Source organism: Pseudodesulfovibrio sp. zrk46 (genome assembly GCF_012516435.1).
GTDB lineage: Bacteria > Desulfobacterota > Desulfovibrionia > Desulfovibrionales > Desulfovibrionaceae > Pseudodesulfovibrio.
This window is the reverse complement of sequence record NZ_CP051216.1, coordinates 3,074,119-3,091,252: the sequence shown is the minus strand read 5'-3', so window position 1 is coordinate 3,091,252 and position 17,134 is coordinate 3,074,119. Positions and strand designations below refer to the sequence as shown.

Sequence of the window (17,134 nt, the reverse complement as noted above, 5' to 3'; positions counted from 1 at the left end):
CGAGGCCAAGAATGTCCGAGACGAGAACCACAACACAAGCACTTGTCATCGGCTCAGGAATAGCTGGAGCCAGCTGTGCTTTAACCATTGCAGAACAAGGCTACGACGTAATCCTGCTCAACGCCGGAGAAGAGCTAAACGATGGCAACACTGCCTTTGCACAAGGAGGCATTGTCACCCAAGGGCAAAATGATTCTCCGGAAGCCCTGTCAAAAGACATTCGTAACGCCGGATGGAACTATAATCACTCTCCTGCTGTAAATCATTTAGCGAGAAAGGGCCCAGATGCGGTAAATCATATCCTCATCAATCGCTTGGGTATTCCTTTTGCACGAAAGAAGGATAATTCAAGTTTTGATATGACTCGTGAAGGCGGACATACTACTGCACGAGTTCTCTACTGTGGCGACTTCACAGGCCGCGAAATCATGAATGGTCTTAAAACGGCAGTCCTTTCTACCCCTAACATAAATGTTCGCTCAGGCAGGACAGCAGTAGACCTTATAACTAACCATCACCATACAACTAAAATTTCATTCCGCTACAGCAGAAAAAATCAGTGCCTTGGAGCCTATGTCTACAATAATGACACTGGTGACGTAGAAACGATATTAGCTGACTATACAGTACTGGCGACCGGAGGACTGGGGCGGATCTTTCTTCACTCCACCAACGCCGAATGCGCTGTTGGTAGCGGCATAACGATGGCTCACCGAGCAGGCGCCAGACTCATGAATACTGAATTCATGCAGTTTCACCCAACAGCCCTTTACCATCGATCAAAACGCAGGTTCCTCATTACCGAGGCTATGCGGGGAGAAGGAGCACTCCTCATTGATGGAAATGGCAAACGGTTTATGGAGCAGTATGACCCCAGAATGGAGTTGGCTCCACGCGACATCGTGTCTCAAGCAATTGTAGACACCATGCAACGCAATGAAGATGAGTGCGTATTTCTCGACTGTCGAACAGTCAACCACGATTTACACGAACGCTTTCCTACCATTCACAAACACTGCATGGATCTTGACATCGATATAACCAAGACTCCCATACCAGTAGTACCTGCTGCTCACTATCATTGTGGTGGAATATACTCAGATCTCAATGGCCGTTCCAGCCTGGACCGTCTCTTTGCAATAGGAGAATGCAGTTGTACCGGCGTACATGGGGCCAATCGTCTGGCCAGTACATCGCTACTCGAAGGAGTACTCTGGGGACGTAGCTCTGGAGATTACATCGCCCGCAAACTCTCACAAAATGCAAAAGCCAACAAACGGCTACAAAATTCTATTCCTGACTGGCTGCATTCGGGCCAGGTATTGAACGAAGACCCGGCTCTCATCGCTCAAGACTGGATGAGTATTCGTTCAACGATGTGGAACTATGCTGGCATCAATCGTACACCACAGCGCCTGGCCCGAGCAGGTGAAGACCTACGGGTTCTCATCCGTGACATCACCCAATTTTACAAGAGAACTCCTATCTCAAAGCCAATTATAGACCTTTTTCACGGCTGTTACGCATCATATATTGTCACCATGGCAGCTCTGGCCAACAAAACATCTATTGGTTGCCACGCACTCCAAGATGATTAGCACTAAGTCATCAATAGTGTAGCAACTTCAACTGCACTCACATTTTCGGCCACAATCTGAAAACCGTCATCAGTGTTATCCAACACAGTACATTGAGCATGTTCTGGACTGAACTGAAACAGGTCATTCATAGGATGCCCGGTTACATGACAGAGTACAGAGCGAATCACCCCAGCATGTGTCATTACGAGAACTGGAGTCTCACCTGATGCAAGACTTTCCAAAACAGGCATTACTCTAGCCGCCACATCATTGAAAGACTCGCCACCCGGGGCTCTAAATGATCCAAAGCATTTTCCCCGTTCCAAATATTCTTCAGGATGCTGCTCTTTGATATCATCAAAAAGCACCCCTTCCCAGGATCCCATATTAATCTCATTTAATGCAGGCAAGACTTCCACTCTCTTGGAAAGATGCAATGCAAGAGGAGCCATTGTATCAAGCGCACGTTTTGATGGGCTGCAACATAAGCGTTCAAATGGAATTCCGCTCAGGTCATGGCAAAGTTGATCTGCTTGACCACCACCTCGTTTCGACAAAGGGACCTCTTTCCGACCAATGCAGCGCCCACCATACCCAATAGTGCATCCATGTCTTGCCAGTACGATCATTCCAATGCCTCCACAGCTAACTGCTCTGCAGGCACTCCCATTTCCCTATCAAAACGAGCCATCATATCTTTAGCACGTTTCAAACGGCCTAGAATAGCATCTCTTGCGCCCGGTTCATGAGAGTACATTTCCACTTTCTCCATATATCGATTCTCCAGTGGAACAGGGGACTGACAACGCACGAGCTTATCCGCTAGAAAAACAACTTCCTTTTCTGTTATTGGAGCGTTGTCTGGTAGCGTCATATCAAAATGCTCAAGAACAATGTCGGCTGCAGTATGAAAACCGTGAAAATGTAATAACTCAGCACCTGCGGCTTCATGCCTTTTTGTCCCCTTACCTATATCGTGTGTCAGAGCAGCACCGCGAACCAAATCGACATTTAGAGGCTCAGTTTGGGACCTTTCATTCAAAGCTTCACAGAGTCTCGTTGCGACTTGAGATACAGCAACACAATGTTTCTCGATATGTGGATGCCCCTGCTGCATTCGCCAAAGCACACTAGATTCTACTTCTGATGGATATCCATTTGCCCAAAGAGACTGGGCTACCGCATATTCTTCTGGAAAATCAATATCATGAACAACGCCATAATCAGGAACATCAAGATCCAAAGAATCCGCATCAAATCGTTCCAGCAGAGCACGCAAACCTCCCCTACCGTCATGCCCCTTTATTGCCTGCAACAAATCACCATTGATCAATGGAGGATGCCCTCGTTCTTCCATAAACCTTGGATAGAGAACCAGCGGCTCATTCTCCTCGTACTTGGTAATTATATTACGCACAGTTTCACGACGAACGAGAGGGATATCCACCGGCAATACGAAAAAGGATGACACACCTGAAGGTAGTGCAGAAACCCCAGATAGAACCGAACTGAACATTCCCTGCTCATAATCGGCATTATGTATCGTTTCCGCCCCAGCCGCACTCGCCACTTTAGCCACGTCATGTCGACGCTTACCTGTAACTACAATCACCCTTTCGACACCACAGGAAAGGAACAGTTCAATACACTGACTCAACACACTACTCCCACCTAATGGCAGAAGAGGTTTGAACTTACCCATACGAGTAGACAAGCCAGCAGAAAGAATAATTGCAGCTCTCTCGATCATACGCCCATCTCTGCTCTTATCTGAATAAGTTCAGCTCCAATAGAAACTGCAATTTCCTCAGGCGTCTGTGCCCCAATGGTCAAACCAATAGGACAATGGCAACGTTCGATATCCGCTTGGGAAAAACCGTCCGCCAGAATAGAGTCATAAATCTTATCGCGCTTCTTTTTACTTCCAATCATCCCAATATATCCAGCACCCGTTCTAAGAGCATCAGCTAATACTGTACGATCATGTAAATGTCCTCGCGTAACGATTACAATAAACGAATCATCCGTAATAGGCAGTCCGTCACAACAATTCTCAAATGAAGAAAGCACCACGACCTCGTCTGCATTTGGGAAGCGTTTCCTATTAGCAAAGTCTTCCCTGTCATCCAAGATGACAGTTCGAAATCCTATAAGGGACCCAACCGTCTCCGTGGACAAGGAAACATGCCCTCCCCCAAAAATGAATAACGATGCAGGCGGAATAAAAGGTTCACACAACTCCATCACAATCCCATCTTCAAGGAACTCCATGCAGCCAGAACGATCTGCCTCAACAACAGTATGACGAATGGCGCTCATTTCATTGTGTTCTTCGAAGCGAGTTCTTAACATGCAACGAATCCCTTTGCGCATGAGATTATCTACTTCAGAATAAGCGCTTTCACCTTTGCCTCCTGGAGCAAGAACTTCTAGCAAGATTGTCAGGCCACCACCGCATATCATGTCTGAATTCGCAGCAAGCTCCTGGGTCATATCGACATAGAAAGACAAAGCGGCACCATCGCCCTTTGCAAGAAGATCTAACGACTTTCTACAAGCCATAGCTTCAGCCAAGCCACCTCCAACGGTGCCGACAATCGAACCATCAGAACGCACAGCCATTTTGGCCCCGGAAGATCGAGGCGTAGATCCATTGCTTTGAACAACAGTTGCCAAAACAATAGATTCACCACGATCCAACAGTTCACATACTGAACGTATAAATTCCTTCATCTCTATCCTCTCAAGCCCTGACGAATACGCCGCTTACCCAGCCCGGCAACGGCAGGGATTCCACTATTCTGACAAGACACATTCAATTCTATCGATCCATTCGCTATAGCCTGTCCAATCCCAATCATTGACTCCATGTCCTTTCGGACATCATGAGCCAATGAAGCGGGCTCGCCACAAACCACTATCTGAATACGGTTATCACAGTAATCTACACTGAAATCTGCTACGCCAGGCAAGGCATAAAGCCGCTCATTCAAATCACGTAACAACAGCCAATTTCCATTAACCAGTATCCCATCATCAAGTCGATGCACGATTGGATCAAGCCTCTTCAAAGGACTACCACAATCGCATCGTTCGGGTAGGATACGCCCTACGTCACCAGTCTTGTATCTGATAAGAGGCATACCTAGCTTCAAGGGAGTTGAAATTACCAACTCACCGAATTGTCCATCTTGGACAGACTCTCCATTCTCTGGAGACACAATTTCAAGATACACATCAGTTTCGCGTATATGCATTCCGGAATAAGGTTCGCATTCAACCGCCCCCCCTAGACCGGTTTCGATCATACCCCAATGTCGAAAGACACGGCAGCCTAAAATCCGCTCCAAATTACGAACAACAGCATCTGGGACGGCATCCCAACATAATAACACCGAGCGAATTTTATGGGATGAGATTCGTTTGGCCTCCCAGGCGGCGGCTAACAGATTTACATGTGCAGCAGAGCCAACAATGCACTGCGCACGTTCTGCAAGACATTGCTCCAAGGCCTGCTCTGCATCTTCCAATATTCCATGTGCAACAGCCCTGACGCCAACTCGCTGAAGAGATTCTGTAAGCAACTGCCCGACACCGCCTGGTCGGTCAGCAGGCATCAGCAACAATGTTGTATCTCCCGCACTCACAAGATTGGACATCCCCCAAGAAAAAAACTCTCGTGTAGCCTCTAGATCCTCAGGAGTATAAAAAATGCGTTTTGGGGGGCCGGTAGTTCCTGAACTGGATAAAGTGACGACACGTTCAATATGATCCTGAGAGACACACAGCATCTGCTCTGGAGAATCACGAAGATGATCAGCAGTCATCATTGGCAAAGATGAAAAATCTACCAAGGAGCCAATAGAAGCTATATCAACTCCTGCCAAATGTTGTTTGTAAAAGGGGCTATTGCTTTTCGCATGGCTAACGACTCTTCTAAGTTGGTTAAACTGCCAAGCTTCTAACTGTTCGCGGCTTGGTCGTGCATACGGCGCTCCCTCCATACGACGTGCAAGCCATTGATCGAGAACCGACAACGTCATTGTGCTTTACCCCGATACAGAGCTTCGCCACTCATAGATGTAAGGTTATATGCGCAAAACGGAATAAGCCGTCCATCCGGTGCAACTTCGTGAATACAGCACCCTTTTAGGCGTTCAAGATCCAAAGTCCAACAATCCTGAAACGCCATTGCGGAAATCGCCAACGTATGGCTTGCCGCTCTGGAAATAAATCGATCAAGATCATCTTGAGCCTTAAACTCGGAAAGCTCAGTCATGGGAGCTGTCCATTGACGCTTAACAAAAGCCTTAGCTTTGTCTGCTCCTTCTGATGCTGGACGCGGTGTGCAACCACACTTCCCATCTGTTCCCAAACGAGTCAGTTTTCCATTGTTCGAAACAACATAATTTGCATGAAATGAACAGTGGGAATGCTCACATCCTGGCGGCGTAAAGTGGGATGCACGCATTGCTCCATGGGTCTGGCATTCTAGCAATCTCATAATTTCAGGAAGAGTAATACGCTGATTATCTTGAGGCGAATCAGGATAACGTCCGAAATAGCTCACCGGCTGGAAATGCACACCCCGGACGCCCGGAGAAAATTTTGAAGCTAACTGGATTATTGCTCCCAAATTACTATCGTTTACTCCTGGAACGACAGTTGGGACAAGAACAATGCCTATGCCGGCATTCATTAGGTTGCTGATAGCTCGAAGCTTATCATCCAATAAAGGCTGACCACGTAACTCCTGATAAATGTCATTCTCTGTCCCATCAAACTGCAAAAATACGGAATCCAATCCAACCTGAGCCATCTTTTCGGCAAATCCATCTTCATGAGCAAACCGGAGCCCGTTAGAGTTGAGTTGAACAAAAGGAAACCCTTTATTCTTGGCAAGGCGAATCAAACGATCGAGATCAGCCCGAACAGTGGGCTCTCCACCAGATAGTTGCAAATTACATCTACCGGAAGATTCCAAAACTCTATCTAGAAGAAAATCAATTTTATCGACATCAGGTTCTGCTTGAGTCCCCTTTCCCGAAGAGGCAAAACAGACAGGGCATGAAAGATTACAACGTTGAGTGATTTCCAATACTGCCGTGCAAGTATGCTGACGATGACCATCACATAAGCCACAATCCATAGGGCATCCTTTCTCAGCACGGGTAAATGGCTTTCTGGGGAGAGAAGGGATTTTGGTCCTCGACCAATCTGAAAAATCAGGTGAGCCACGCCACACCACAGTACGAAATTCTCCGTGGTCCGGACACGCCTTCACTATGAACGTTTCGTCCCCCACAGTTTCATGAGATGCTGGAATAGGACGTAAACATACCGGGCAGACACTACGAGGAATACGACTCATAATTCGTTGCGTCCCTCAGACGGATCAAAACCATTATCTACCAAAATCTGCCGAATCTGAGCATAGGCACTTGAAATCAAGCCTCCACACCGAGCGGGGTCGGGCTGCCCACAAAGGCCATCTAGAATATCTCCACACCTTGTCCCACCAAAATGACTGGTAGCTTCGGTAAACCAATCACGAAGCGATTCCAGCATAAGAGCCAACCGCTCGTCGGCCTCTTCCATTTCAGCCCCCTTTCCGGAATACATTCCAAGACTCAAAGCAGCTCCTGTGTACACACCACACGTCCCTGAACAATCTCCTAAACCATTACACAATCCAGCTGCTGACCGAACTAAATCGGGGTTTTCGCGCCCAATTTCATCCAAAGTCATTAAGACCATTATCTGGGAGCAACAGTACCCCATGCCGGCCAATTCAATCATTTTCAAGCCGCTATCATCTAACATGACTTACCCCTCTTTCCGAGCAATCATTAAGAAATACCCCAATCCCTGGCGTCCACAGCCACAATCGGCTCCGTCACCCCCTGCCAACAAAAGTCTTGCAGCAAGATCTGTCAGCAAACGAGTATGGTTTTCCATATTCATAATGACGAACCCACATCCCTCTATTACTTTTGGGATCTCATCCAAGGGGATAGCTCGAGCAGCACAAGAATTAAATTCCAAGATCGGAGATCCAGATGCGCAAAGGTCAGACAAAGCGAGATATCCGCCGGGTTGAAGGACGCGAAAGAACTCCGCTACGCCCTCATGTGGATTCTGAAGAAGAGATAGTACACACTCGCAAAAGACAGCAGAAAAGACACCATCTCCGAATGGCAATGCATCACCTTGAGCCTGTGCAATACCAGGCAACCCCTGTGCGCGTTCAATCTGTTTCAATGAAGCTTCTATTCCAAAAGCTCTGGCGCCAAAACGAGAACGCAAACGAGACACTGTGGTCCCCAAACCACAACCAACATCAAGAACATTCCAACCGGGAAGCACTCCAATGAACTCGGCAGCTCGATCTGTCAGAGTAAAACCACCGGGGTGCAATGTACCTCCTGCTACTTCGTGAAGAATGGGACGCTCCCATAAGGGAATAGTCTCACGCACCCTACTTATCCTCCAGCAGGTGCTCCACCTGATTCATTTTTCCCAAAGCCAATGTCTCAGGGATTAGTACAATCCCACACTGGGGACAGGCTGGTAGCTCAACATTGAACAAAGAGTCGAGGTATTCCAACTCCACATGCTGCATGGTCAATTCCACATTACAATTCGCGCAACTCCATCCAGCAGAATCAGCTTCAGGAACCTTGATCACACTCATGACTTTACCCCTTTGATATGCATACGGTGCGACCACACGTTGTGAACCAGGTAGCTCTTCCCCTGTTCCTCATACTCAACCCAGTAGGTTACGATTACCGGCCGATGTGATGTAAGATAATGCCCAGTCTCGGCATGCACGAAACGCTTGCCGGACTCGCGGACAGCCAACAACGTTTTCTGAACGTCGCTCTTAAGAATTCGGCGCTGTTCCATACGCTGAAGAGCCTCATCTGTGAACGAAACGTCAATGCTCTCAAACAGCTCTGCGACTGAATTGGGCTCCTCCCGCCACAGATTACGCAAGAGATGCTCCTTAAGCCGAACTCGATTTTCCCTTCGCTCAGAATACCCAGGAGATGGTCGCGCTGCTGGATCATTTACTTCGGAATAAAGCAAATCATAAAGATGCAATGCACGCTTACCGGTCTTGGCCATCATGTCTCGGCACATGACACAATATGTCACGTAATCTTCTTCCCGGGCCTCGGCTCTTTTTGCTGCCACATGCATTCCAAGCGCAGGATTAGCTTCTGACAGTAGGCCCCCATAACCACAGCATTGAGTTGTCTCTCCACTAAGCTCCGGCTCCACCGTGTCTGCACCGAGCGTATCCAGTATGGAACGGATATCTTCACGCAAAACGACATCATGCCGAGCAGCGCATGGATCATTGATAGCAAACGGACCTTTAGGGGATACAGAATCTTCCCGTATGCCGAGAACACGAAGTAAAGACCAATGAGACGTAATCTCTGCGTTAGGCAGTCCTGCTCGCAAGCTCTTAAGACAGGTAGGACACGCAGCTATAATCTTGGGAGCTCCAAGGCTTTCCCAAATCTGTTTAAGATCATTCATTGAGTCACGTTCTAACACAACACGCCCAGACCACTCGGCTGGAGCACCACAGCAATGCAGCATCAATCCGACATTACCAAGACGATTACGCAAATCAGCGTAAGCGGCCTCAACCCCACTAGGATCAGACGCAGTGAGTTGGCAGCCAGGGAAAAAGAGGTAGTCACTTGTATCAGTACCAGGAGCGTGCTTCGCCAAAGAGCACTTTTCACCATTGGCAAATGCCATATCACGCAAGGCAAACTCATGAGCCGAAGGAGGCATCTTATCTCCTTCCACCATGGTACGTCGCGCCTCCAAACAAACATCTGCCATCGAAAAATCTTCAGGGCATACAGTCTCGCACAAACCACACAGCATACACGAATTTATCATGGTGTTGGCTTGACGTGTTCCCATTACAATAGATTCGTTGTTGTAAATCTGACGCGCGTATACCTTCGGATAAAATTTGTAATGACGCAAATATTCACAACTTTTCACGCACTCCATGCATTCACACTGCAAGCAGCGCTTGGCTTCATCGCGAACATCCAACTCCGAACAATCTCTCTCCGGAAGAGCTGAAGTCAAAGACTGAACATTGTCTAGGTTAGTATAAAGACGCGTCTCATATGGACCTTCCAATTCACGCCCAGTGACCATGGATACGCCTTGAGTAAAACGTTCGATGGAATTTGCAGCGCGTCTTCCGGTTGCTGCTTGAAGGATTGCAGAGTCCTCTCCTTGCAAACTAACAAAAAGGCCGTGCTCTTGGGTGCCAAGGGTTAATTCGTCAGGAGCACCAAAATCGCGCACACTCTCAGGCAACACATCCGAATCCACAAACACGGCATCCATATCACCAATTAAAGTGCGGATAAAAGAAACCGAGGCGTCGAACCCAGTTTCAATTTTTACACCCATTGTCTCAAGCCCAGTAAGCTCTCGGTCCAGTACTCCTTCCGGGAAGGGAGGTAGACCTTCACCCAACTGACTACAATAAAGAGTCGTCTCAAAGCCACGCCGAGCCAATTCCCAAGCAGCACAGAGGCCTGTAAATCCGCCCCCAACAACGCCCACAGATTTATTACGAGCAGGTAATGGTTTGGGCGGATTAATTGGCTTGGCGTTCTCTGCACAATACCGTTCCATCGTGCCCATATTGATAGGACCACCAACGTCTTGACGAACACAGGCAGCCTTGCACGGTTCACCGCACATCCGAGCCAAAACTCCAGGCAAAGGCATTGTCTTGGCAAGCACCTGCCATGCCTTGTCTATTCTACGCTGCGCCATGAGCTTGCAGAACTGTTTTGCATCCACATGCAAAGGGCAGGCGGCAACACACTGAGGTGTCTCCTCCTGCACACACTGACTTTCCAAACGCCTCAGATCGGCTTGTTCCATACTCTTTTCCAAAAACTTGAAAGGAGCGATCCGCATAAACGGACCGCTCCAATTGAAGGTTTATTCTTAACCTTTGAGGCCAGCCAACACCTTTTCAGGAAGTGCGGGAAGTTCGCGAACACGCACACCACAGGCATTGTAGATACCGTTGATAATAGCCGGGTGCGGGATACAAAGCGGAATTTCACCAACACCAGAGGCGCCGAACGGGCCATCAGGACGCTCGGACTCGACATAGATCACTTCCATGTCATCCGGAATCTGTTTGATATACGGGAAGCCTGCACCCTTAAGGGTGGAATGCTTCTGAATGTCTTCATAATCCTCGTACAAAGCCAGACCAATAGCCTGTGCAATGCCGCCGTACATCTGTCCATCCACTACGAGGAAGTTGTTCACCTTACCGATATCAGCGATGAAGGTGATCTTTTCCACGGTAGTTTTACCGGTGGCAGTCTCAACGGCAACTTCAGCCATACAGACGCCGTACATGTAGCAAGCGAAGGGCTTACCCTGTCCATTTTCGTCGCAATCGTTAGCCGGAGCAGTCCACTTGCCATGCTGGACCAGGTCGATATTTTCATCAACCATCTCCTGATAGCTACGATAAGAACCATCGGACTTGGTCATGGCCTTGATAAGCATTTCGCAGCCAACTTTGATGGCATTACCGACGACAACCTGGGAACGAGAGCCACCTGCAGGGCCACCATTAGGACATACACGAGTATCGTTAAGGACCAGCTTGATCTGCTCAGGAGCAAGACCGAGAGGACGCAAGGCTTCGTGGGCGGAGCCCAAGGTACCCATATCTGCACCCTGCCCATGGTCATGCCAACAGGTCAGAACTGTAACAGTACCGTCTTCATTCAGGCGTACATCCGCTTCTGCGGTATCCGGACCGTCAAGACCGGAACCATACACACCAAGAGAGATACCCACGCCACGTTTCACGTCAGCAGTAGAATTGGCCTCGGCTTTCTTCTTGGCTTCCTCATACTTGGGACGGAGTGTGTCGAGCATTTCAGGCAGTGAGTAGACCTCGGGATCACAGCCAGTGGGAGTGGTGGAACCTTTGCGGTAGACGTTCTTGTAGCGCAACTCCAAAGGATCCATGCCAAGCTTCTCAGCCAATTCATCCATGAGAGACTCAGAGGGGAACTCCGCTTCAGGGCCACCATAGCCGCGGAATGCAGCACCCCAGCAATGGTTGGTGCAAACTGTGCGACCTTCTCCACGAATATTGGCGATATCGTAGCCAGAACCAATGAACTGAGCACCACGCAGGGTCAGCAAGTCACCGAACTCTGAGTAGGGACCATGGTCAACGGTCCAGTCGGTTTCCATGCCAAGCAGCTTACCATCTTTGTCTGCAGCCAGACGCACGGAGGTGTTCTGGGGCGAACGCTTACCGGTGTATGTCATCTGCTGATGGTAATCGTAACAAAGGAACACAGGCTTGCCAGTGGCGAGACAGGCTGCACCAACCAAAGCTTCCATGGTCGGGGAGAACTTATAACCGAAAGTACCACCAGCCGGGTTCTGGACCATGACCATGTTTTCAGGTTCCACACCCAAGCCAGGAGCGATCATATACAAATGCAAGTGCAGACCGATGGATTTGGAGTGGATGCAGAGCTTGCCTTCATCATCAAGGTAAGCAAAACCAACATCCGGCTCGATGGGCATATGAGGCTGACGGGTGGTGAAGTAATCACCCTCAACGACAACATCAGCGCTATCGAAAATGGACTCAGTTTCAGCACCCTTCGCGATTTTCTGGGTGTAGTAAACATTAGGAGTACCGGGATGAATTTCAATGGCATCGTCAGCCATGGCAGCCTGGGCACTCATGTATTCGGGCAGACGCTCAAGTTCTACTTTTACCTTCGCCGCGGCAGCCTTGGCGTTCTTTTCAGTATCGGCACACACGATAGCTATGGCGTCGCCATACTGGAACACTTTCTCATCACACAATATGGGTCGATCCCAACCGTCACCCTTGTTGGTTGGGAAGGTAATCAAACCAGTGATGCGGTTTTTACCTTTCACATCTCTGTAGGTAACGATCTTTTCAACACCAGGCATCTGTTCAGCTTCAGCGGTGTCGATGGACAAGATCTTAGCGTGAGACACTTCCGCCTGAACAAGAGCGAGCTTCAGTGTTCCTTCAGGCATCTTGATTCCGAGGTCTGCACCGTAGTCCAGAGTACCAGTGACCTTGGCAACACCAGTGGGACGAGGATATTTGGTTCCCCAGATGCGACCATCTTCAGGAATCTCGAAGAGAAGGTCGTCCATGGATTTCTCGCCACGCATAACAGCTGCAGCGTCCATTACGGAGTCGACCAGTTGCTTGTAACCTGTACAACGACAAGCGTTACGATACTTCTGGAACCAATCTCGAATGTCTTCACGAGTCGGGGAAGGATTCGCTTCGAGAAGAGCATAAGAAGAGACGATAAAACCAGGAGTACAGAAACCGCACTGTGCGCCGCCATGGGCGATCCAGGATACCTGGATGGGGTGCAGATTGTCTGGAGTACCGATTCCCTCAGTAGTAAGAATAGTAGCCCCATCGTTAATTCTACTCATTTTGTAAGAGCAGGAACGAATGAGTTTTCCGTCGACGATGACGGAACAACTGCCGCACTGACCAGTGCCGCAACCGACCTTGACGCTAGTGAGTCCGAGGCTCTCACGCAGGATGGTTGACAGCGTGTCATCCTTTTCGCAGATGACCTGCTTGGGAGCGTTGTTCACCATGAGATTGAGTTTGATCATGACAGTATTCCTCCTTGGTGTTCACTGTCGTAATTCCACGCCACCAGGACGGCGCGGGTAAGAACTATTTTCCGAAGGGACAAATGGGATAGCGACAGACATCGCAAGCAGCACAAAAACCGCCATGCCCCATGGCCACAATGTCTTCACGGGTAATCTCGTCCCCTGCCAATAAACGGGGGACTATCAAGTCAAAAATGGATGCTCGGTAATACATGACACAGCCAGGCAATCCGAGAATGGGAACGCCGTTCAAATCTGCCACCATAAACATGACGCCCGGGAAAGTAGGAGAACCATAGGTCACGACTTTGGCCCCTGTGGCGCGGATTGCAGTTGGAGTCTGATCATCTGGATCAACGGACATTCCACCAGTGACCACGACCATCTCTGCACCCTCAGCAATAAAGGCGAGAATGGCATCGCGGGTCATGGAAGGATCATCAGAAGAAAGACGCTGGTCCATGACAGTTGAACCGAGCTTTGAGAATTTTTTGCGTATAACAGGGCCGAATTTGTCCTTGATGCGGCCGTGATAGACCTCACTGCCTGTTGTCACCAATCCCACATCAAAATGTTGGAACGGTTTAATGCCAACGACATAGTCATACTCACTACAAATTCGTTCAACTTGTTCGATTTTATGTTCATCAATAACAAGTGGGACTACACGAGTTCCAGCGACTGGATGTGGTTCAGTGACCTGCTGTCCTGTATGCATGGTGGCAAGCACCACCTCTTCAATTGAATTGATGCGATTTAACGCCTCAATATTGATGTCCAACAGTCCGGTAGATGCTTCGAAATTTATGCGCCCTTCACTTACTCCAGAAAGAGTAATGCCTGGTCCTGCAGCGGCTTTAGCAATGCGCTCTGCCGCTTCATTCTCATGGATGGTTCCTTTTTCCATATGGAGCACGTAGACATGCTCTTTTCCGATTTCCAACAAGGTAGGGATATCTTCTTCGGCGATGACATGGCCTTTTTTAAAGGCTGGCCCTTTGCTTTCGCCGGGAACGATTCTCGTCATGTCGTGGCAAAGGACCATGCCGACAGCTTCTTCTACAGGGACCGTTTTCATTGAATAAATAGCTCCATTCTAAGTCTGACGACTTTCTGCGTGAGTTCCAAGTTAGGATAATCTTTCATAGAATTGTGCCCATCTAGGCATAATGCTAGATTATTGTCACCCATTTTATTCATTTTTTGAATCAAACCCGTTAACTTTCAGGTAACAGATTTCACTAAGTTGACCGCTTTTGAAGCAAACATTAGGCCAACAATTTTATGAAATTATTACAGCTATTTATGGAGAAGAGCTAAATACCCACATGACCCAATAAAATATAATCTCTCTTCCTATGATTTATGGAACCAACATCAATAAACAATATTGTAATTAAATATCAATATCTTACAGCAAAAGCGTCATAACGACACACTCAAATTTACTATAGGGGTCAAAATGAAACACAGGAGAAAACAAAAAGACCTACAACAACTGTTGCAGGCCTTAGAAACAATATGACGGAACTAGATAGCCCTATCGGCGACACCATTTAGTGTGATCAATTAATATGCAAATCAAAAAGTAATCTTAACAGCTCATTTTTGCTGAATTTAACAGGATTATTGTTCATACGCTCCACGTTCACACTCTCAACAACACACTCGACATCTTCAGCAGTACGAATCCCAATTTTTCCAAAATCACTTTCAAGCCCACAAACTTCCATAAGGTCAAACCAATACTCTTCACAGGATGTAGGGTCAGGCTGGCCCAATAGACGTGCTAACTGCCCGAAAGTATCATCTAGATGAGCCTTTCCACCAGGAACAGTGACTTTTCCACCTAAATCACCTGTGTTGGCAGTAAAAAATTTCCCTAGGGTCAAAGCTACAGCATGACCATGAGGAATATTGTAGTGTGTAGTAATATAATAAGATAATGCGTGAGCTATGGTAGTTTTAGAAATACCAATTGCCTTGCCGGCCCAGTAGGCCCCTTCCGCCATGGCTGCCCGCTCTAACATTGTTGGTTGAACAACGACTTTTTCTAATACGGGAAGGATAAGAGAAATGGCTTTCGCAGCATAACTTCTGCTTTTTCCAGTAGCCCCCACGGCCCAATAGGATTCCACAGCTTGAGCTAAAGCATCAAACCCACTTGAAGCAGTTAAGTATGGCGGCATTCGAGAGCTTAGCAAAGGATCAACGGCAACGACCTCGGGTTTTAAATAATCATTTGATAAAGAATATTTCTTTCCCCCGATATAAATTACCGCAAAAGGTGTTACTTCACTCCCTGAACCAGCAGTTGTGGGGAAAGCTGCCAAAGGCACACCGGAATTCTCTAATACAACTTCCCCATTGATCAGCATTTCTGGGATGCCTTGAGTATGGGCAAAAGCATTAATTAGCTTTCCCATATCAATTACACTACCGCCACCAATGGCAAGTATAAAATCATACTCACCTTGCTTGAATGCCTCAACACCGGAAATGACATCTTCCACTTTGGGATTAGTTGAAAACTCGCAAAAACGATTAAAATCACGAGATGTCAAAAATGACCCTAGTAATTGTTTTGCTTCCGAAACATCGAAGGATCTTTGCCCTGTAACCAGAAAAATGCGCTTAGGGTCAATGCCTTCTATCGCATCAACAGCTTTAGAGAGAGCACCGGATCCGACGAATTCTAGATTCATCTGACGTACTCCATAAAAGCCTTCTTGTTTTCGATCGGGGTTTGAGTCGGCCTACCGAGTTCCGGTCTATGTCCACGACGTACAAAGACTTCGAGGAAACAAGAACACTGTGCACTCCCTGCATCCTGAATGGCAGACTTCAGTGCTTGAGGAGTATCGACTGGTCCAACTGAAGAATAACCACAGGCTGTCGCAATTCCAGTGAGGGTGACATTACGTGACGCATTAGGTTGTCCACCAACCGAGTCATGGACGCCATTGTTCATTACGATATGAGTTAAGTTGGAAAGTCTCGCAGCACCAATAGATGCCATAGAGCCCATATGCATAATAGCGGCACCATCTCCATCAATACATATTACTTGTCTGTCAGGCTTTTGCATAGCAATGCCCATAGCAATCTGACTACAATGCCCCATGCCTCCAACCGTCAAGAAATCCTTATGATGAGCTTCACCTTTCTTTTCACGTAATTCAAACACTTCTCTAGAAGCCATTCCAGTAGTGGAAACTACTATGCTATCATCCTCAACTGCTTCAAGAATTTGATCGATGGCTGTTTCGCGAGTCATTGCATACGCCTTTTCATCAAAGTGCAACGAAGCAACACTATCGAAGGTTCCTTTTTTGATGACAAGAGCGTAAGGGGCATTGTTCTCCTTCATCCAACCTGTTGCAGTAGCAACGACCTCACTCACATATGCATCATTGTTATCCAATATTGAGAACGGAATTTCCATACTCTCTAAAAGTTCAAGGGTAACCCGTCCTTGCTTTTTGTGTTGCGGCTCATCCTTTTTACCAGGTTCCCCTCTCCAACCAATAATCAAAAGAGTTGGGATGCTATAGACATCTGGATCCCCAAGTGAAAGTAGCGGATTAACACTATTCCCAAGCCCCGAATTTTGCATATAAACTACTGGGATCTCGCCAGTAGCAAGGTGGTAACCTATGGCCATCCCAATAGCCGCCCCTTCATTGGCACAAATCAAATGCTTCTTTTGAGATACTTGGCCAGTCAAATGTGCACAAAAATGTTTCAGGGTAGAATCCGGAACCCCATAGAAGGCTCCAATCCCATTTTCATTTAGAACTTTTAAAAAGAGATCTGGCTTCATCGTT

At 47.7% G+C, this 17,134-nt stretch carries 14 protein-coding genes; 1 reads left to right on the top strand and 13 read right to left on the bottom strand.

Annotated elements, in window-relative coordinates:
• Positions 1–11: 11 nt before the first annotated feature.
• On the top strand, positions 12–1,598 hold the full coding sequence (locus HFN16_RS13885) for an FAD-dependent oxidoreductase (RefSeq protein WP_168891325.1): 1,587 nt from the start codon (positions 12–14) through the stop codon (positions 1,596–1,598).
• A 2-nt stretch (positions 1,599–1,600) separates the two neighbouring features.
• Here the strand turns inward: HFN16_RS13885 and HFN16_RS13880 are convergent, their stop codons facing one another.
• The 13 genes from HFN16_RS13880 to aepY form a co-directional block, all read right to left on the bottom strand.
• Positions 1,601–2,209 (bottom strand): histidine phosphatase family protein, encoded by a 609-nt coding sequence (locus tag HFN16_RS13880; protein ID WP_168891324.1) that lies wholly within the window; start codon positions 2,207–2,209, stop codon positions 1,601–1,603.
• Positions 2,206–3,330, bottom strand: a complete 1,125-nt coding sequence (locus tag HFN16_RS13875; protein ID WP_168891323.1) for a DVU_1551 family NTP transferase — start codon at positions 3,328–3,330, stop codon at positions 2,206–2,208. Before HFN16_RS13875 ends, HFN16_RS13880 begins: the two co-directional genes overlap by 4 nt.
• Positions 3,327–4,313 (bottom strand): XdhC family aldehyde oxidoreductase maturation factor, encoded by a 987-nt coding sequence (locus tag HFN16_RS13870; RefSeq protein ID WP_168891322.1) that lies wholly within the window; start codon positions 4,311–4,313, stop codon positions 3,327–3,329. The genes HFN16_RS13875 and HFN16_RS13870 overlap by 4 nt, the downstream gene beginning before the upstream one ends.
• A 2-nt stretch (positions 4,314–4,315) precedes the next feature.
• Entirely contained in the window at positions 4,316–5,623 is a 1,308-nt protein-coding gene (locus tag HFN16_RS13865) for a DVU_1553 family AMP-dependent CoA ligase (RefSeq protein WP_168891321.1), read from the bottom strand.
• Positions 5,620–6,951: a radical SAM (seleno)protein TrsS gene (gene trsS / locus HFN16_RS13860; protein ID WP_168891320.1), complete on the bottom strand. Its 1,332-nt coding sequence runs from the start codon at positions 6,949–6,951 to the stop codon at positions 5,620–5,622. Before trsS ends, HFN16_RS13865 begins: the two co-directional genes overlap by 4 nt.
• Positions 6,948–7,403, bottom strand: a complete 456-nt coding sequence (locus HFN16_RS13855) for a DVU_1555 family C-GCAxxG-C-C protein (RefSeq protein ID WP_168891319.1) — start codon at positions 7,401–7,403, stop codon at positions 6,948–6,950. Before HFN16_RS13855 ends, trsS begins: the two co-directional genes overlap by 4 nt.
• Before the next feature lie 3 nt (positions 7,404–7,406).
• Entirely contained in the window at positions 7,407–8,057 is a 651-nt protein-coding gene (gene trsM, locus HFN16_RS13850) for a DVU_1556 family methyltransferase (protein ID WP_168891318.1), read from the bottom strand.
• Position 8,058: 1 nt separating this feature from the next.
• The gene (locus tag HFN16_RS13845) at positions 8,059–8,274 is read right to left on the bottom strand and encodes a DVU_1557 family redox protein (protein WP_168891317.1); all 216 of its coding nucleotides are present in this window, start codon (positions 8,272–8,274) and stop codon (positions 8,059–8,061) included.
• Positions 8,271–10,520: a pyridine nucleotide-disulfide oxidoreductase/dicluster-binding protein gene (locus HFN16_RS13840; RefSeq protein ID WP_247648343.1), complete on the bottom strand. Its 2,250-nt coding sequence runs from the start codon at positions 10,518–10,520 to the stop codon at positions 8,271–8,273. The genes HFN16_RS13845 and HFN16_RS13840 overlap by 4 nt, the downstream gene beginning before the upstream one ends.
• Before the next feature lie 66 nt (positions 10,521–10,586).
• Entirely contained in the window at positions 10,587–13,304 is a 2,718-nt protein-coding gene (locus tag HFN16_RS13835; protein ID WP_168891315.1) for a molybdopterin-dependent aldehyde oxidoreductase, read from the bottom strand.
• 64 nt (positions 13,305–13,368) lie between these two features.
• Positions 13,369–14,385, bottom strand: a complete 1,017-nt coding sequence (locus tag HFN16_RS13830) for a molybdopterin-binding protein (protein ID WP_168891314.1) — start codon at positions 14,383–14,385, stop codon at positions 13,369–13,371.
• A gap of 487 nt (positions 14,386–14,872) precedes the next feature.
• Positions 14,873–16,012 (bottom strand): phosphonoacetaldehyde reductase, encoded by a 1,140-nt coding sequence (locus HFN16_RS13825; RefSeq protein WP_168891313.1) that lies wholly within the window; start codon positions 16,010–16,012, stop codon positions 14,873–14,875.
• Entirely contained in the window at positions 16,009–17,130 is a 1,122-nt protein-coding gene (gene aepY, locus HFN16_RS13820; RefSeq protein ID WP_168891312.1) for a phosphonopyruvate decarboxylase, read from the bottom strand. The genes HFN16_RS13825 and aepY overlap by 4 nt, the downstream gene beginning before the upstream one ends.
• Between the last annotated feature and the right edge of the window lie 4 nt (positions 17,131–17,134).